Source organism: Paraglaciecola psychrophila 170 (assembly GCF_000347635.1).
Lineage (GTDB): Bacteria > Pseudomonadota > Gammaproteobacteria > Enterobacterales > Alteromonadaceae > Paraglaciecola > Paraglaciecola psychrophila.
Window position 1 is genome coordinate 4,366,279 of the sequence record NC_020514.1, and the last position, 15,711, is coordinate 4,381,989.

Below are 15,711 nucleotides of genomic sequence, written 5' to 3' on the forward strand. Positions count from 1 at the left end.
TCTCCAATTTTTAAACTAGTTCGCCGTCTGATTTGAAGAAACGAACTTTCTTCTCATCTTCAAGACGGAAACCCACACGATCTGCTTTACCCGTTTTCGAGTTGTAGATCGCTACATTTGATACGTGAATCGATGCTTCTTTCTCAATAATACCGCCAGCCACACCCGATTGAGGGTTAGGTTTCTGGTGTTTCTTGATCATGCTCACACCTTCAACGATTAGACGGTTGGAAGCAGGAAGAACTTTAAGCACTTTGCCTTGTTTTCCTTTATCTTTACCAGCCAAAACGATGATTTCATCATCACGACGAATTTTATTAGCCATATCGTGACTCCTTATAATACCTCAGGGGCTAGCGAGACAATTTTCATGTTATTAACACGAAGTTCTCGAGTAACCGGACCAAAGATACGCGTACCAATCGGTTGCTTGTTTGCATTAAGCAAAACAGCTGCGTTGCTATCGAAACGGATTGAAGATCCGTCTGGACGACGTACGCCTTTTCTAGTACGCACCACCACTGCAGTTAGTACATCACCTTTTTTTACTTTACCGCGAGGAATTGCTTCCTTGACAGTAACTTTAATGATGTCACCAATATGTGCATAACGGCGATGCGAGCCACCAAGAACCTTAATACACTGAACCCTGCGAGCGCCGGAATTATCAGCAACCTCCAGGTTAGTTTGCATTTGGATCATGTTAGTGCTCCGCTATTAAATTTAAGACTCTTCCGAGCCGTTTACCTGCAAAAAAACAAACTAAAAACAAACTTTAGCTGCTTTTTTATACATACCCCAGTTAAAAGGGCGCGAAATACTAACAGAAATTGCCAAGCTGCGATAGTCTAATCTCAAAATATAATGAGAAAGGTAAGCTAATAGCAATCAGTTTGTTATTTATATACAAGTTGCATGTGTAATACCTTAGTTTTGAAGGGTTTAACTTTCTTACTAGACAACAAAAAGGCCTTCTAAGAAGCCTTTTTGTTCAAGTTAAGATTCAAGAATTATTAAATTATTGAATCCAAAGCCTGAATCATCTGTTTACCAATAGTAATATTTAAATAATTTGTTGATCTATCTCTTTTATCACATTTTCAACGGGCCGCTATTGCCTTACAATTTTTCCATTTAACTGACCATTAATGAGGTCTTTATAATGTTCTTCTAGATTATGTCGTTTAACTTTTAGAGTGGGAGTCAAAAGGCCATTATCTACAGTCCATTCATCTTTCATAACTACTAAACAGTCAAGCACCGCATGACTTTCAAGTGTGTTATTTACTTCATTTAAGGTTGCCAACAAACTCATCTCAATTTCTGCTGATGGTAACTTAAGCGCTTCTACAGACAAAACCACCAAACCAATCGGTTGTTTTAATTGCGAACCAGTGACACACACTTGTTCAATAGAGGAATTAGCCATCAGTTTTGATTCAATTGGTACCGGTGCAATATACTTACCTTTCGATGTTTTAAAGATTTCTTTTAAGCGACCAGTAATTTTGATGTAACCCTCACTGTCAATAGAGCCTTTATCCCCTGTTTTTAGATATCCATCTTCAGTCATCACTTCTGCGGTTTTTTCTGGCTCCAAATAATACTCTTTCATATTACAAGGCCCTTTAACTTGAATTTCACCTTCTTCAGCTATGCGTATGTCCACACCTGAATAAGCACGGCCAATTGAGCCTAGTTTGTCAGCACGAAAAGGTACACAACAAGTGCCATATGCACTATTTTCAGTCATCCCCCAACCTTCAGAAATATTAATACCAATTTTTCTGAACCATTCTAGTGTAGTAGCAGGTATGGGTGCTGAACCACTGGCACATAGCCTTGCTTGCCCAAGACCTAATTTAGTACGTATCTTTTTACTAACGATGCCTCCCACTATTGGAACTCGCAGCAAGAAATCCAGTTTTTTCTGTGGCATGTTGGCTAAAACGCCCATTTGAAAACGTGTCCATAAACGAGGGACAGAAATAAACAATGTGGGCTGCGTTGCTCTAACATCGCGGGCAAAGGTATCTAAAGACTCGATAAAATCAATACGAGATCCGGAATAAAAACTTGCGATCTCAACTAAAACTCTTTCAGTAATATGTGCTAAAGGCAGATAACTGAGAATTCGATCATTTTGGTCCACACCTAATTCATTTAATGAGTTTGATGCAGCCCAACACATTGATTCGTAATTGTGCACCACGCCTTTGGGATTACCAGTACTGCCAGATGTGTAAACAATAGACATAATTGAATCTAAAGCGGGAATAGGCTTGCCGAGGAATGGATCTGTTTGTAATAATTCATCCCACTGTTTATCAGCAGGAATATTAGGATAAGGAAACGCTAGTTTTACAATCCCATCGTCAATAGCAGCGACTTGTTTTTCCGTGTTGTCCAACTTCCCCACAAAAATCACTGGGCACTTAGCGTGATCCAAAACATATTTAATAGTCTTTTCACCAGCAGTCGAATATATAGGCACCGACACATGCCCTGCTAGCATAATGGCTAAATCTGTAATAAACCACTCAGCGCAATTTTTTGACAAAATAGCAATATGACTACCTTTAGGTAAGTTCATAACGAGTAAACTTTCAGCCACCTTTCGAGCTTGTTGGCCAGTTTCGCGCCAAGTAAAATCTTTGGTAACTCCATCAATAGGCTGTTTTAAATAAATAGTATCGGGATGAGTCTGTTCCCATTGATAAAACATTTCTAAGGGTGTTTTTAGTGACATATTGCATACCTAATGTAGTGTCGATAATTATTTATAACTATTGTAAGTAAATAGATCAATCGTTCTTTTACAACAAATTGTTAACGAATGAAAATGCCTGTCAACAAACTGTCATTACTGAGGTAATCATCAGTTATTTTAATAAATACTCTTAAGGATTGAACGCTTGAGGACATGTTAGTTATCGACACACTTCATAATATTTTGTCAAAATACATAAAAAACCTGCAACTACACATCATCCCTTCACAAATTAGTGGATATCAGCAATCGCTTCGATAAGCCATTTTTCAAATAGTTGTACTTTAGGCTTATTAAAGTGATGACTAGGCGCAATTAAATAGTAGGAATAGGCACTTGGATGACTAAAATCGAATAACGACACTAATTGCCGACGCTGTATTTGCTGATATATTAAATTGTAACGCAGCATAGCAAATCCCTGCCCAGCTAATACTGCGTCGACTATAGTGACAGTAGAATCATCTACCTCTAGGGTTTTATTAAATTTAAGATCTTCAAGTTTATGTATTGCTAAAAATTTTCCCCAAGCATCACCTGTAACAGGACCATTTTCTTCTAATAGTGGTAATTTATACAAATCTTGTGGCGTCATACTAGACTGTATGAGGCTCGGATGACAAACCAGCACATATTTGTCTTTAAGAAACAAACGGCTTTCCAGTCCTGGGTAATGACCTTTGCCAAAACGAATAGCAAGATCGATATCTGTCCCTGCAAAATCCCGCACTTTATTACTTGGTTCGAGTCGAACCCTAATTTTAGGATACTGCTTCTGAAAAAACTGCAATCTTGGCACCAGCCATCTGAACGATAACGATTCGACCACCGTCACATTCAATACATCTGGATTTGTGTCTTCAGATAAAAGCGCGACACCTTTAATAAAGTTCTCAAAACCGGCTTGCACATAAGGTATTAGGCGTTTTCCATCTTCTGTTAAAAACACTTGTCGCGTGCCTCTCGTAAATAGCTGCACGCCTATGTGTGTTTCTAACGTCTTAATATGCTGACTTATAGCAGCTTGAGTCACAAATAGTTGCTCAGCGGCTTTTTTAAAACTTAAAGTCTGCGCTGCCACTAAAAAATAACGTAATGAGTTCAACGGCGGTAATTTTTTCAAGGTAATGTTCATAATTAAGTTTTTATTAAGTGTATATAAGTTTTCATCGTTTGTCTGGCACTGTGCATACTCCTATATTCATATCTCCAGCAACAGGAGAGACACAATGAATCAATCACACACCGGAAAAACTGGCATTATTGTAACTTTAACACTTGTATCAATATTACTTTTCACATCTAACAACAGTTTAGCTGAGCTTAATCAAATAGAAGAAATATATACACAAAAAGGATACCCATACGAAGGGCTAGTAGATCGTTCTGAACAAGTCACAATATTCTATATAGAGGGCACAGATAACATCGTTTGCCGGGTGGAAGTGTCACAAGGTGGTCAAATCTGGCAGGGTGAAGAGCGCAGCATAAGTGTAAATAAATTCACTCAAAAACCTTTACGTGCCTGCATGGATAGGGAAGATGCCAAGGTACTACTGGCGAATACTTTCTAAGTTTGTGCGAAAAACATGTATATATATGGAGGAAGTTGGGAATACCGTTAAAGGCATTCCCTATTTAATTACTATCCCCTTTGCCTAACAATCTCATACAAACATACGCCTGTAGCGACGGAGACATTCAGGCTTGAAACTGAACCTGCCATGGGTAATTTAATCAACTCGTCGCAATGCTCACGCGTTAGGCGACGCATCCCTTTACCTTCAGCCCCCATTACAAGTGCCATCGGACCTTTGAATTTGCAGTCGTAGATATCATTTTCTGCTTCACCAGCGGTGCCAACTATCCACACTCCGGCGTCTTGCAAGTCTCGTATCGTTCTAGCGAGGTTGGTGACTTGCACTAATGGAATAACATCAGCCGCACCACAAGCTACTTTTCGCACTACTGGCGTAAGAGCAGCAGATTTATCTTTTGGTACGACCACCGCGTCCACACCAGCAGCATCGGCTGTTCGCAAACATGCACCTAAGTTGTGAGGATCCGTCACACCATCCAAAATAAGCAAAAAGGGCAATTTACTTGACTCTACAATTGCAGCTAGATCATTTTCATTATATTGCTTAGCAGGTTTAACTTTTGCAACTACACCTTGATGTTGCCCTCCGTCTACTTTGTCATCTAATGTTTTTCGTTGACAAAATTGCACAGAAGTACCGAGGCTTCTTGCTTGACTAACAATATCGTGAATACTTTTGTCTTCTCGGCCTTTCAACACAAAGAGTTCAATTAAACGCTCAGGCTCGCGCAGAATAATTGATTCAAGCGCATGAATACCATATAACCATTCTTGTTGGGCCATATTAATTTTTCCCCTTTTTTGACGAACTTGTAGGCTTACTTCGAGACGACTTAGTTTTGGACGGTGTCCGGCCTTTTTTAGTCACTGGCTTTTTAGTCGTTTTAAAAGCAGTATCAGGTTTTGTTACTGCACCTTTTTTACTTGGCTCTGACTTTTTTGACCTAGTTGGTTTCCTACCCGCTGTTTTTCTAATATTTTTACCTGCAACGCCATCCAACACAAAATCTATTTTTCGTTCGTCTAAGTTGACTGAAGCGACTTTAACTTCAACAGGATCACCCAAGCGGTAAACCGTACCAAAACTCTCGCCAATTAAATGCTGTTTCACTTCATCGTAGCGGAAATAATCTTTTTCTAAAGACGTAATATGGACCAAACCATCAATGTGAAATTCAGACAAGCGCACAAAGAACCCAAAGTTGGTTACTGACGCAATAACGCCCTCAAATACGTCGCCGACATGGTCCAGCATAAATTCACATTTAAGCCAATCAGATACGTCTCTAGTGGCATCGTCAGCGCGGCGTTCTGTCATAGAACATTGCTCGCCTAAGCTCTCAACTTCATCCGCAGTATAGGCTTTTCCGCCTGATTTACTTTTACGCTGATGTTGTTTGTCAATTATACCTTTAAGAGCTCGATGAACCACCAAATCGGGGTAGCGGCGAATTGGTGAGGTAAAATGTGCGTAAGCTTCCAATGCCAAACCAAAATGACCAATGTTTTCATGATCGTATACTGCTTGTTTCATCGAGCGTAACAACATCGTTTGTATCAGTTCTTGGTCTGGCCTGCCCTGAATCTTTTCAATCACATCAGTGAAATCTTGCGGGGATACGTCACTACCAATTTTGTGAGTGATGCCGACCTCACCCAGATACGACAAAAATGCACCTAAACGGTCTGAATCGGGTTCATCGTGAACACGATACAAAGCTTCAGCTTTATTTTTGGTTAATGTTTGCGCAGCTGACACATTGGCTAGAATCATACACTCTTCAATCAGCTTGTGCGCATCGTTGCGTGTAACCGGCACAATATTATCAATTTTACGCTGAGCGTTGAATACAAATTTACTTTCTTGCGTTTCAAATTCAATCGCACCACGTTGCTTACGAGTCCGTTTCAAAGCGTGGTACATATCGTGTAAATTTTTCAGATGTGGTAGTTGCTCTGCATAACGTTTATGAAGTTCAGAATTACCTTGCGCTTTTGGTTCTTTTAACAAGTTCCACACTTTGGTGTAGGTTAATCTTGCCTTGGAGTTCATTACTGCTTCATAAAATTGATGTTCCACCAGCTTGCCTGTTTTGCTGATCGTCATCTCACACACCATACACAAACGGTCGACTTGAGGATTAAGAGAACATAGCCCGTTAGACAAAACTTCTGGCAACATAGGAACTACTTGTTCGGGGAAATACACAGAATTACCACGATTTTGTGCTTCACTATCAAGGGCGGTACCCGGACGTACATAATAGCTCACGTCAGCTATTGCGACCCATAATTGCCAACCACCGTTATCTAAAGGTTCACAAAAGACTGCATCATCAAAGTCACGAGCATCTTCACCGTCGATGGTGACCAGCGGTAACTGTCTTAAATCAATACGATCTGCTTTTGACTCTTCGGGGACTTGTTCGTTGAGTCCCTTTACTTGCCTATCGACACCTTTTGGCCAATGGTGAGGAATATCGAAAGTACGCAGCGCCATATCGATTTCCATGCCAGGAGCCATGTGCTCACCTAACACTTCAACAATTTTACCGATAGCATTGACTCGCTTACGAGGACGCTGAACAATTTCAACCACAACGATATGCCCTTGACGTGCACCGTTGGTTTGTTCTTTGGGTATCATGATTTCGTGGTTGATGCGGCTGTCGTCGGGGATCACTACCCCTACATTGTTTTCAAAAAAATACCGCCCCACTATGGGCTCAGTGCGAGGCTCAACAATTTTAGCAATTCTGGCTTCTAGTCTGCCACGGTTATCGGTACCACTTTCCTTAACCAATACCACATCGCCATGCAACACCATGGACATCTGTGCATTGTGAATAAATAAGTCTTTTTCACCGTCATCACGCTTTAAAAAACCAAAGCCGTCACGATGGCCAATCACTCGACCTTGAATAAGATCCTCTACTTTGAGCTTTGCGTACTTTTTGTCACGATTAAACTCAACTTGCCCTTCACGCTCCATTGCTCGAAGGCGACGTTGAATGCCAATACGACTGTCCTCATCTTTTGCATCAAGCAACTGACAAAACTCAAGAAAAGACAAAGGTTTTTTAGCTTTGACTAAAAGTTCGAGTAAATATTCACGGCTAGCAACTGGCTTTTCGTATTTTTCTTTTTCGCGTTGGTAAAACGGGTCGTCGCTCATAGGGCGATGATATTCCTTACTAAAAATTGAATTAAGCCGAGTATAACTAAATGAGCAGGTGCAAATATGACTTTTTAACAGATACTGGCTTAGATTAAGTATTTAATCTCTTGCACAATCAATACAATACACTAACAAAAACTGGTTAAATAGCCCATCTGCCGCTACAAATTTCATACAAATAAGATACTTAGGTAATGATACAAATAACTAGTATTACCCATTTAGTAGATATGATTATGATAATAAAAAATATATAAAGCAGGCTTAGAGTAATAGTTGATCGCAAAAAGGCAATCAATATAAACATTCTGACGATTATGGCAGTTGCCTTGTTTGTTTTGGCTACCGTACCATTGAGATAAAGTTTGTCAGCTTACTGAGTGAACAACTTGTTGAAAAGTTTTGTAACGATTTAGAATTAATGTTGGGTGTCATTGAATGGCAATATTGGTTTTTTTCGGAGACTTGACAGAGTGCGACGACAAATCAGCTACAACGCGAGACGTGCTAGTAAATCTGCGAAATAGATTCTTAGAACAAGGCTGTATTGTTGAAGCCTTCACCGTAATCAACCCCGCGGCTGTTGAAAGCATAGTCAAATTAAAAACAGCCACAGGCCTTGAGAACTCGTTTCATGGCAATAGCTTATTTACCGAACGCGTCAACGCTATCGAATTTATTCACAACATTTTACTTAAGGTCAAAAGTAAAACTACAAAGTGAGTTTAAACAACTAAAATCAATTAGGAATTAAGTGGCCTTTTGGCCTTACGCACTACTTTGGGGTGCATCAGTTTTTCTAGCCCTAACATACAATTTGCAATTTTAGTGTGAGTAGTTTTATCTGCTGTAATTGCGTTGTATAACCAGTGGTAAGCGTCCTCATAATCATAAGGGCTGCCATAACCTTCAATAAATAATTCTGCTAATTGAATTTGTGCTTTTAAATGTCCGAGTACAGAAGCTTCTCGTAAAAAGACAACGGCTCTTTCTTTATCCTTTTGAACCAGTTTACCTTGAGAATAATAACGTCCTAATTGCTCCAACCCAGCCGAAAGACCTTGATCGGCAGCTTGGTGCATAAAGTTTATGCCTCGCTCCGGCTCTGCGTCTACGCAGACCCCCCAAGCTAGCATATCGCCCCACAAAAACTGATAACTGGGGATTTTGAGTGTTTCTGCACGAGCTTGAATATCTTGTACTAACTGACAATCATCTAACACCACACGGCTCAAATGTTCATTTTTATTAATTAAGCCGAGTAGTTCATCCTGGGAATAAAGCTGAACGGCTCTTATTTCATCAGCTGCTTTTGCAGAGACATCAAATAACAAGACACCACAAGATAGTAATAAATATGTGAATAAGCGCATAAAAAATTTCTGACTTTGGCAATTTTCTTTATATCGGCTACAAAATTGTTTTTATAAATGATTTAGGGCCATTAGACCCAAATCATATGTAAACCCAGTTACTGTGTTACTAAGAGTTCTAGCACTTTCTATTTATGTGTTAATGCCATTTTCACAACCTGAGCATGTTCGAACAAATCATGACCTAAATCAGTCAAATATCCCCCATCAGGTAACGTTACTATACCTTTTTCGAATAATCTCTTTGCTGCAGCAACCACATCTGGCTCTGCGTCATTATGAATTTTCAAACCTTGCATCAGACTCTTGTTAGGAAACTTCAATAGCAGGTTCAGTTCAGCAACCATATCAAATGTAAATGTCATATTTATTCCTCATAAACTATGCACTTAATTATCGTGCACAGAGCGGGTTCATATTAGATTTAAGTAGAATATTGCATTCTTTTACAGTACATCCACCAAAACCTAGCATTTTCAGTTAATTACGACTCGTAATAAAATCAGTCATATGTTTATAATCTTCTAAGTGAGCCTAAAGCCCAAACCGATGAATATCAAAGGTTATTTCAAATAATCATATTCAAGTCGTATTAATCTAACCAGAAGAAGTCCATGCAAATAATCCAATGTAAGGTCGAAAAAATTGAGCCCCTTACAGACACAATCAAGCGTATCGTATTAATTCCAGATACTCCCCTTAATTTTATTGCCGGTCAATATCTACAAATAGTCATGGGGGAAGATGACAAACGCCCCTTCTCTATCGCTAACGCGCCTCGTGCGGATGGTTCTATTGAGTTACATATTGGTGCAGAGCCCGGCAATCAATATGCAGGGCATGTCCTAGAAAAAATGCTTAAAGATAAAGTGGTAGATGTTGAAGGTGGTTTAGGAGAAGCGATTCTAAAGCAGACAGAGCCACAAGCCACAATTTTGTTAGCTGGGGGAACTGGATTTTCATATACGTTATCAATATTACAACAGCTTCTGAGCAAACCGTTAGAAGCCCCTGTGATTTTATATTGGGGAACACGTACCATAAATGACATGTATGCCTTTGACGAACTCAGCACTCTTGCAAAACAACACCCTCTTTTTACCTTTATCCCAGTGGTAGAGATCCCAGAAAAGAACTGGGCAGGTAAGACTGGTTGGGTACATCAAGTCGTTCTCGAAGACATTAAAGACTTGGCCACGTATCAAGTATATGTTGCTGGGCGATTTGAAATGGCAAAAGTGGTACGCGATGATTTCATTAAACAAGGATTACCGATAACGTCTTTGTTTGGTGATGCATACGCTTTTATCTAAAGCATAATAAATGTAGGGGTTTGGTAACAAACTCCTACATTTCAATTATACCGCGCCATCAAAATCCAATTGTCGCCAAGCTTCGTACACGAACACTGACACCGCATTAGACAAATTCATGCTTCGGCTTTCAGCCAACATAGGAATTCGCAATCGTTGCTCAGGTGGCAGTGAATCAATAATTTCATTGGGTAAACCTCGGGTTTCGGGGCCAAACAACAATGCATCGCCGGATTGATACTTAGCTTGAGCAAAAAACGCCTTGCCTTTGGTTGTGCAAGCAAAAATACGTTTAGGTGAGCGTGCTTGAATATAAGCGTCAAGATTTGGGTAACGTTGCACGTTGGCAAACTCGTGATAATCCAACCCAGCTCTGCGTACTTTTTTGTCATCCCAATCAAATCCTAAGGGCTCAATTAAATGCAATGCAAAACCAGTATTAGCACAAAGGCGGATAATATTACCAGTATTAGGAGGAATTTCAGGTTGATATAAAACGATATCGAGCATGGGTCTAATTTCAGTTACTAATGTTATGTACATACTAACAAAACCAGCGAAATGGTTTAACTCTTAGTTGTTATTTATAGTCGTCAGTTATCTTTTGGGGGCTAGCAACTACCAATAGACACAACTTTTTATAGTATAACAACATCGAACATGACGAAGCGAGCCAATAAAAGAATACGGCCCCATTACTTCCTAAAAAAGTCTAAAGTAGCCGTTAAACAGGGTGTCCTAAATTTATCCTGTTCTTCAAATAATTCATGCTTTGAACCTGCAATGACCATCAGCTTAGCATTTTTCATTTTTGCTACTACCCTATTCTGCCGTTTGTTATCTACAACTTGATCTGCCCCTGCTTGAATAATTAAAGCAGGAATAGGAAAACGGTGCACACCTTGTTCTATTTCATTCATCGCTTGAACCGCCATTTTTAACCAGTTTCCGCTGACACCGCCTAACTGAACTTTTGGTGTTTCTTCATACTCTTGACGAAAAAGTTGATATCTAATTTCACTGTGGGTTAACTCATTACCAGAAAATAGCTGATTGTCATAATTATTTTGACCAAAAAAATAGGCATTTTTTTATTCAGCGTGGCATGTAAATTAAGTAAGAACTTGGCAAACCAATTTGGCAAAGACGGGCGGATACCAAACATAGGTGCCGAAAATACAACCTTTTCAAATAATTCGGGATAGCGTAAAACAGTCATAGCCCCGATCGTCCCACCCATTGAATGACACAACAAGTTAGGTTTGTGTTGTGTTTTTTCAGTGACCACTTGATTAATGAAGCTTTTAAAATCAGCTACATATTCTTCAAAACTTCCCACATAGCCTATGTTTGGATTGTCTAACAAGCGCCCAGATAAACCTTGTCCTCGATGGTCATGAATAAACACCGAATAGCCATTTTGATAGAGGTCATACACAACTTCCTTATACTTTATTAAACTCTCGATGCGACCGGTTGAAACCACCACAGATCCCAATGCCTGTGGATGGAGAACATAGGCGTAAGCAATATCTACGTTTTCTTTTTTCCGACTTCCCGCACCCCATCAAACATGCCGTGTTGCATATTGTTATGCCAGAACGGTTGAATATCTGAGATATACTTTGACGCTAAGTTATCTTCAGAGCAAAGGACAAACTGAGACATATAAACCCTACATTGAAATTCGAAATAAAATACCTATCGTAAATTAGCACTCACTATTCACATAGCATTATCTAAAATAGACTCATTTGGCATTATTGACTTTTTTGTCGTGATTTGCCTCTATCGTCCTAAGGATATCCCGCCAACTAACAATTCCAACTGGGACTCCTTTTTCATTCACGATAGGGATACAGGAGATATTGTGTTGATTGAATAAACTAATCGCCTCATACACATCAGCAGAGGAAGTAAGGGTAATAGGCTTTCGGCTCATGATTTGGTGAACCTTTTTATTTAAAGTAAACTTGTCATGAGCTGTTGCCTGAGGCGTATCGATAAAAGGACTAACAGATTTGAGTAAATCGCGATCGGAAATAACACCATACAATTTACCCTTTTCTACCACGAGTAAATGATGAAACTTGGCGTTTTCAAAAATCTGTTTAACCGTGCGCAAAGTATCATCCAATGTCACCGTTACCACGGGTTTACTCATGATCCGATTAATTAACATGTGTTGCCTTACTTACCCTAATTTCAATAAAAATAAATGTAACCGTAAATTTGAGTCTGATGCAATGAAAAACAGCATAATTTTATACTCTGCGAAATTCTGTCACATATGCCAACCACAGTGTGTACCAAACATAGGGGACTCAAATCACACTAGTTTATATTAGATAATAACGCAGGATTAGTCACTAGTTTACGAACGTTATGCCCATGGTCTTTACCAAACTGATTGCTGTCACACTAATTAGTTAAACTATTAATAGCCATTAATGCACGCTGGTGGCGAACACTCCAAGTGACATCTATTGTTGAACATTTGTCTTCGGTATAATTAGAGCCAGTCGTTGACCCCATAAATTCTAGTGGCGCACCTGTGTTGTCAGGAATAAACTGTATTTGATGATAACCTTTACGCACTGTGCCATCATAATCTAAGTCGTCACAATACATAGCATCTTTGTCATCAACCAGAGTATCACTTGAGTTCAGCACGTAAGTTAGGGTTTATTGGGTTGTCACTTAAACAAGCACCTAATGTTTACTATGTGTGACATCATCAGAAATATGCATCCAATACTCTTAAACGGTATCGCTTAGTCTCAAACCTCTGCGGACCTCGGTCTTTATATGGGCTAATTCAGCTGCGAATAATTGCTTACTGATGCCGCACATATATTTGACACCATAGCCACCTTCACCCGCATAAAGTGATAAGTCGGTAGCCTTGTGCTCAGCATTTTCATGAAAATGAATATTATATAATTCATCTCTGTGCTATTTGATGCTGAAGAGGTAAAACGAGTATTTTCACCATGCAAATGATCGATATCTCGGGGGGGGGGGGTGAGGCTCAAAACCTTCACTTACAGAGGCTTGTGCATTAAATGCCAAACCAGATAGAACCGACAAAACAAGAATGTATTTTCACTTTAAATATTTTAGCTTGCATGGCTAACACCTAATTGTTATCAATAAAAGCACTCAAAATTTTCAATCCGATTTTGCGACAGAATCGAGCCATATGTACATAGATGATATTTTTTTGATAAAAATCAGGCATTCAAAATTAACAATAAAACATAGCTGATTTAATAAAAGATCACAATAAATCCAAGGATAAAGTCATGCTTAATTATAGATTATTACATACGATTTAAGGACTTATATAAGGTATGGATATTTTAACAAGTAATCCACCTTGGGGCTTATTACTTGCCCGAATCGAACCTTTATGTTTACGGATAACATGTTGCGCAATAGCCAAGCCTAATCCTACTCCACCACTATTTCTGTCTCGCGCGGTGGATTCTCGGTAAAATGCTTCAAAGATTCTATCTAACTGACTTTCTTCAATACCCTTGCCATCATCTTCAATGATCCACACTATACGTTTATCTTGCACCGACACAGACACTTGAATGATATGATTTGAATAATAAATCCCATTGCGTAGGATATTTTCTATGGCACTACTTAATAGCTGTGGATCGGCATACAAACGAATATTTTCCTGCGCCTGATAATCCAATTTTTTATTTCTTTGCTCGGCCTCGAATTGAGCATCGTCGATAATAGGTGTCATGATTTTTTCTAGACTCACAATGTGTAAGTTTTGCATAGGCTGCTTATTATCCAAACTAGATAACAACAAAACTTGAGCTATCATATTTTCAATTTGTTGCGATTCTTTTTCGATCCTTTCTAAGGCTGCCAGCATGTTTGCTGACATATCAAACTCATTCTGTTGCAGCGCAATACCAATAGACAACTGCAAACGGGTAAGGGGTGAACGTAACTCATGTGAGATATCAGCCAATAACCTTTTTTGGCTGGTTAACAAACTCTCGACTTGTTCAGACATATAATTGAAGTCACGGCCAAGTTGACCAATTTCATCTGAGCGCTTACTTGCATTACCGACACGCACACCCATTTTGCCTGTTGCCATCCGTTTGGATGCATGTCTAAGCTGCGCAATAGGATTAAGTAACCCACGCACAAATAGGTAACACAGTCCTAAACTAAGAGAGAGCATAAATATTATAAATATCTCAGGATATTCATGCCGAATAACCCGTAAATCGCCACCCCGTCTTGATTTAACCAAAAATAACAGATACTCATTTTGATTAACTTTTACCCTACCTGGTCCTACAAAGTTGATTCCTTTGATTTCTAACGTCAGCGCCGTACTTTGTGGATTAAAATCATCAAACATTTCTTTTTTGATGGGCCTATGCCTGGTTGCACTATGTACAATTTCTCGCGTCGATTGCTCAATCAACACCAAACCAAAACGGTTGCGGTTGCGTTTACTCAATTGCTTAAGTACGTTTTTAAGCTCAACCTGACCATCATGCTTATCAATTTGATTTTGTAATTTTCGAGTTATGGACTCTAAATCTTTTCGTTGTTGTGTATTCAATGGCTGATATTTGGCTTCAGAGCCAAGTTGTTTAGCCAGCCAAACTGAACTAAAAAAAATCAATAATGCAGCCAACCAAAACCATAAAAAGACTCGAAAAAATAAACTTTGCGCTGGATTAAACCGACTTAATCCCCTCACACGGTCTCCAGATAAAGGTAACCCGCTCCACGATGGGTTTTGATTTTTTCTTCTGAGCTGAAGGCCGCCAATTTTTTACGAAGGTTACTTACGTGCATATCTATACTGCGATCAAAAGCAGCCAGCTTTCTACCTAATACTTTTTCACTAATATCCCGCTTACTAACTAAACTCCCTTGGTTAATCATCAAAAGGTGCAAAATAGAGTATTCGGTAGCGGTCAATTCAAGCAGATGGTCGGCGCAGAATACTTGTTGTGCTGAAGGTGACAACTCTACATTACCTAACCTCAAGTTTTGCTTCACACGACCACTAGGTAACGAAGCCATTCTGCGCACTAATGCCTTTATTCTTGCTGACAATTCTCTATGATTAAAAGGTTTCGCCAAATAATCGTCGGCTCCCATTTCTAGACCAAAAATTTTGTCATAGTCGTCACCTTTAGCTGTCAGCATTAATACGGGGGTGAGATGACTAGTACGTAATTTTTTTAATACTTCAAATCCATCAAGTTTAGGTAACATCACGTCCAGCAAAATTAGGTCGTAATGCTTGTTTGATGTCGCTAGACTCAGACCCGCTTCACCGTTGAGAGCTACATCTAATTCGTAGCCTTGGGGAATAAGATATTCTTTAAGCAACTCAGTCAATTCTACGTCATCATCAATCAATAGTATTTTTTTAGTCGACATATGTTTTCTTAGATATTCTTAGGCTATGGACACTATAA

18 protein-coding genes and 1 pseudogene are annotated in these 15,711 nt (G+C 39.3%); 3 read left to right on the top strand and 16 right to left on the bottom strand.

Annotated elements, in window-relative coordinates:
- Positions 1-10: 10 nt before the first annotated feature.
- The 4 genes from rplX to C427_RS19100 form a co-directional block, all read right to left on the bottom strand.
- The gene (rplX, locus tag C427_RS19085) at positions 11-325 is read right to left on the bottom strand and encodes a 50S ribosomal protein L24 (protein ID WP_007639986.1); all 315 of its coding nucleotides are present in this window, start codon (positions 323-325) and stop codon (positions 11-13) included.
- Positions 326-336: 11 nt separating this feature from the next.
- A complete protein-coding gene (gene rplN / locus C427_RS19090; RefSeq protein ID WP_007639984.1) occupies positions 337-702 on the bottom strand; it encodes a 50S ribosomal protein L14 in 366 nt (121 codons plus the stop codon).
- A gap of 409 nt (positions 703-1,111) precedes the next feature.
- On the bottom strand, positions 1,112-2,749 hold the full coding sequence (locus C427_RS19095; RefSeq protein ID WP_007639982.1) for an AMP-binding protein: 1,638 nt from the start codon (positions 2,747-2,749) through the stop codon (positions 1,112-1,114).
- 253 nt (positions 2,750-3,002) lie between these two features.
- Positions 3,003-3,893: a LysR substrate-binding domain-containing protein gene (locus C427_RS19100; RefSeq protein WP_226991198.1), complete on the bottom strand. Its 891-nt coding sequence runs from the start codon at positions 3,891-3,893 to the stop codon at positions 3,003-3,005.
- A gap of 106 nt (positions 3,894-3,999) precedes the next feature.
- Between C427_RS19100 and C427_RS19105 the strand changes: the two genes are divergently transcribed.
- Positions 4,000-4,344, top strand: a complete 345-nt coding sequence (locus tag C427_RS19105; protein ID WP_007639978.1) for a hypothetical protein — start codon at positions 4,000-4,002, stop codon at positions 4,342-4,344.
- A 71-nt stretch (positions 4,345-4,415) separates the two neighbouring features.
- On the opposite strand, the gene rlmB is transcribed toward C427_RS19105, so the two are convergent.
- On the bottom strand, positions 4,416-5,153 hold the full coding sequence (gene rlmB / locus C427_RS19110) for a 23S rRNA (guanosine(2251)-2'-O)-methyltransferase RlmB (RefSeq protein WP_007639976.1): 738 nt from the start codon (positions 5,151-5,153) through the stop codon (positions 4,416-4,418).
- 1 nt (position 5,154) lies between these two features.
- Positions 5,155-7,545 carry a ribonuclease R gene (rnr, locus tag C427_RS19115; RefSeq protein ID WP_007639974.1) on the bottom strand — a complete coding sequence of 797 codons (2,391 nt, stop codon included), beginning with the start codon at positions 7,543-7,545 and terminating at the stop codon, positions 5,155-5,157.
- 441 nt (positions 7,546-7,986) lie between these two features.
- Between rnr and C427_RS19120 the strand changes: the two genes are divergently transcribed.
- Positions 7,987-8,271, top strand: a complete 285-nt coding sequence (locus C427_RS19120) for a hypothetical protein (RefSeq protein ID WP_007639973.1) — start codon at positions 7,987-7,989, stop codon at positions 8,269-8,271.
- A gap of 20 nt (positions 8,272-8,291) precedes the next feature.
- Here C427_RS19120 and C427_RS19125 read toward each other — a convergent pair whose 3' ends face one another.
- Both C427_RS19125 and C427_RS19130 read right to left on the bottom strand, forming a co-directional pair.
- Positions 8,292-8,921 carry a tetratricopeptide repeat protein gene (locus C427_RS19125; RefSeq protein WP_051075199.1) on the bottom strand — a complete coding sequence of 210 codons (630 nt, stop codon included), beginning with the start codon at positions 8,919-8,921 and terminating at the stop codon, positions 8,292-8,294.
- 128 nt (positions 8,922-9,049) lie between these two features.
- Positions 9,050-9,286: a TIGR02647 family protein gene (locus tag C427_RS19130; protein ID WP_007639971.1), complete on the bottom strand. Its 237-nt coding sequence runs from the start codon at positions 9,284-9,286 to the stop codon at positions 9,050-9,052.
- A gap of 249 nt (positions 9,287-9,535) precedes the next feature.
- On the opposite strand from C427_RS19130, the gene fre reads away from it, so the two are divergent.
- Positions 9,536-10,234: an NAD(P)H-flavin reductase gene (gene fre / locus C427_RS19135; protein ID WP_007639970.1), complete on the top strand. Its 699-nt coding sequence runs from the start codon at positions 9,536-9,538 to the stop codon at positions 10,232-10,234.
- A gap of 45 nt (positions 10,235-10,279) precedes the next feature.
- Here fre and trmL read toward each other — a convergent pair whose 3' ends face one another.
- The 8 genes and pseudogenes from trmL to C427_RS19165 form a co-directional block, all read right to left on the bottom strand.
- Positions 10,280-10,744, bottom strand: coding sequence for a tRNA (uridine(34)/cytosine(34)/5-carboxymethylaminomethyluridine(34)-2'-O)-methyltransferase TrmL (gene trmL / locus C427_RS19140; protein ID WP_187292430.1), 465 nt, complete (start codon positions 10,742-10,744; stop codon positions 10,280-10,282).
- 185 nt (positions 10,745-10,929) lie between these two features.
- A complete protein-coding gene (locus C427_RS28265) occupies positions 10,930-11,250 on the bottom strand; it encodes a serine aminopeptidase domain-containing protein (protein ID WP_269079250.1) in 321 nt (106 codons plus the stop codon).
- A gap of 11 nt (positions 11,251-11,261) precedes the next feature.
- Complete coding sequence (locus tag C427_RS28270; RefSeq protein ID WP_015431206.1) at positions 11,262-11,723, bottom strand: alpha/beta fold hydrolase; 462 nt, start codon at positions 11,721-11,723, stop codon at positions 11,262-11,264.
- 44 nt (positions 11,724-11,767) lie between these two features.
- The gene (locus C427_RS28275) at positions 11,768-11,902 is read right to left on the bottom strand and encodes a hypothetical protein (protein WP_015431207.1); all 135 of its coding nucleotides are present in this window, start codon (positions 11,900-11,902) and stop codon (positions 11,768-11,770) included.
- An 82-nt stretch (positions 11,903-11,984) separates the two neighbouring features.
- Entirely contained in the window at positions 11,985-12,416 is a 432-nt protein-coding gene (locus C427_RS19150) for a CBS domain-containing protein (protein ID WP_007639965.1), read from the bottom strand.
- Between the two features lie 239 nt (positions 12,417-12,655).
- A pseudogene (locus C427_RS27820) lies at positions 12,656-13,168 on the bottom strand (delta-class carbonic anhydrase).
- Between the two features lie 400 nt (positions 13,169-13,568).
- Positions 13,569-14,981, bottom strand: a complete 1,413-nt coding sequence (locus C427_RS19160; RefSeq protein ID WP_007639962.1) for an ATP-binding protein — start codon at positions 14,979-14,981, stop codon at positions 13,569-13,571.
- Entirely contained in the window at positions 14,978-15,673 is a 696-nt protein-coding gene (locus C427_RS19165) for a response regulator transcription factor (RefSeq protein ID WP_007639960.1), read from the bottom strand. Before C427_RS19165 ends, C427_RS19160 begins: the two co-directional genes overlap by 4 nt.
- Between the last annotated feature and the right edge of the window lie 38 nt (positions 15,674-15,711).

Coding starts and splice junctions, on each gene's coding strand:
- rplX (WP_007639986.1), bottom strand. CDS start 325: ATGGCTAATAAAATTCGTCGTGATGATGAAATCATCGTTTTGGCTGGT.
- rplN (WP_007639984.1), bottom strand. CDS start 702: ATGATCCAAATGCAAACTAACCTGGAGGTTGCTGATAATTCCGGCGCT.
- C427_RS19095 (WP_007639982.1), bottom strand. CDS start 2,749: ATGTCACTAAAAACACCCTTAGAAATGTTTTATCAATGGGAACAGACT.
- C427_RS19105 (WP_007639978.1), top strand. CDS start 4,000: ATGAATCAATCACACACCGGAAAAACTGGCATTATTGTAACTTTAACA.
- rlmB (WP_007639976.1), bottom strand. CDS start 5,153: ATGGCCCAACAAGAATGGTTATATGGTATTCATGCGCTTGAATCAATT.
- rnr (WP_007639974.1), bottom strand. CDS start 7,545: ATGAGCGACGACCCGTTTTACCAACGCGAAAAAGAAAAATACGAAAAG.
- C427_RS19120 (WP_007639973.1), top strand. CDS start 7,987: ATGGCAATATTGGTTTTTTTCGGAGACTTGACAGAGTGCGACGACAAA.
- C427_RS19125 (WP_051075199.1), bottom strand. CDS start 8,921: ATGCGCTTATTCACATATTTATTACTATCTTGTGGTGTCTTGTTATTT.
- C427_RS19130 (WP_007639971.1), bottom strand. CDS start 9,286: ATGACATTTACATTTGATATGGTTGCTGAACTGAACCTGCTATTGAAG.
- fre (WP_007639970.1), top strand. CDS start 9,536: ATGCAAATAATCCAATGTAAGGTCGAAAAAATTGAGCCCCTTACAGAC.
- trmL (WP_187292430.1), bottom strand. CDS start 10,744: ATGCTCGATATCGTTTTATATCAACCTGAAATTCCTCCTAATACTGGT.
- C427_RS28275 (WP_015431207.1), bottom strand. CDS start 11,902: ATGTCTCAGTTTGTCCTTTGCTCTGAAGATAACTTAGCGTCAAAGTAT.
- C427_RS19150 (WP_007639965.1), bottom strand. CDS start 12,416: ATGTTAATTAATCGGATCATGAGTAAACCCGTGGTAACGGTGACATTG.
- C427_RS19165 (WP_007639960.1), bottom strand. CDS start 15,673: ATGTCGACTAAAAAAATACTATTGATTGATGATGACGTAGAATTGACT.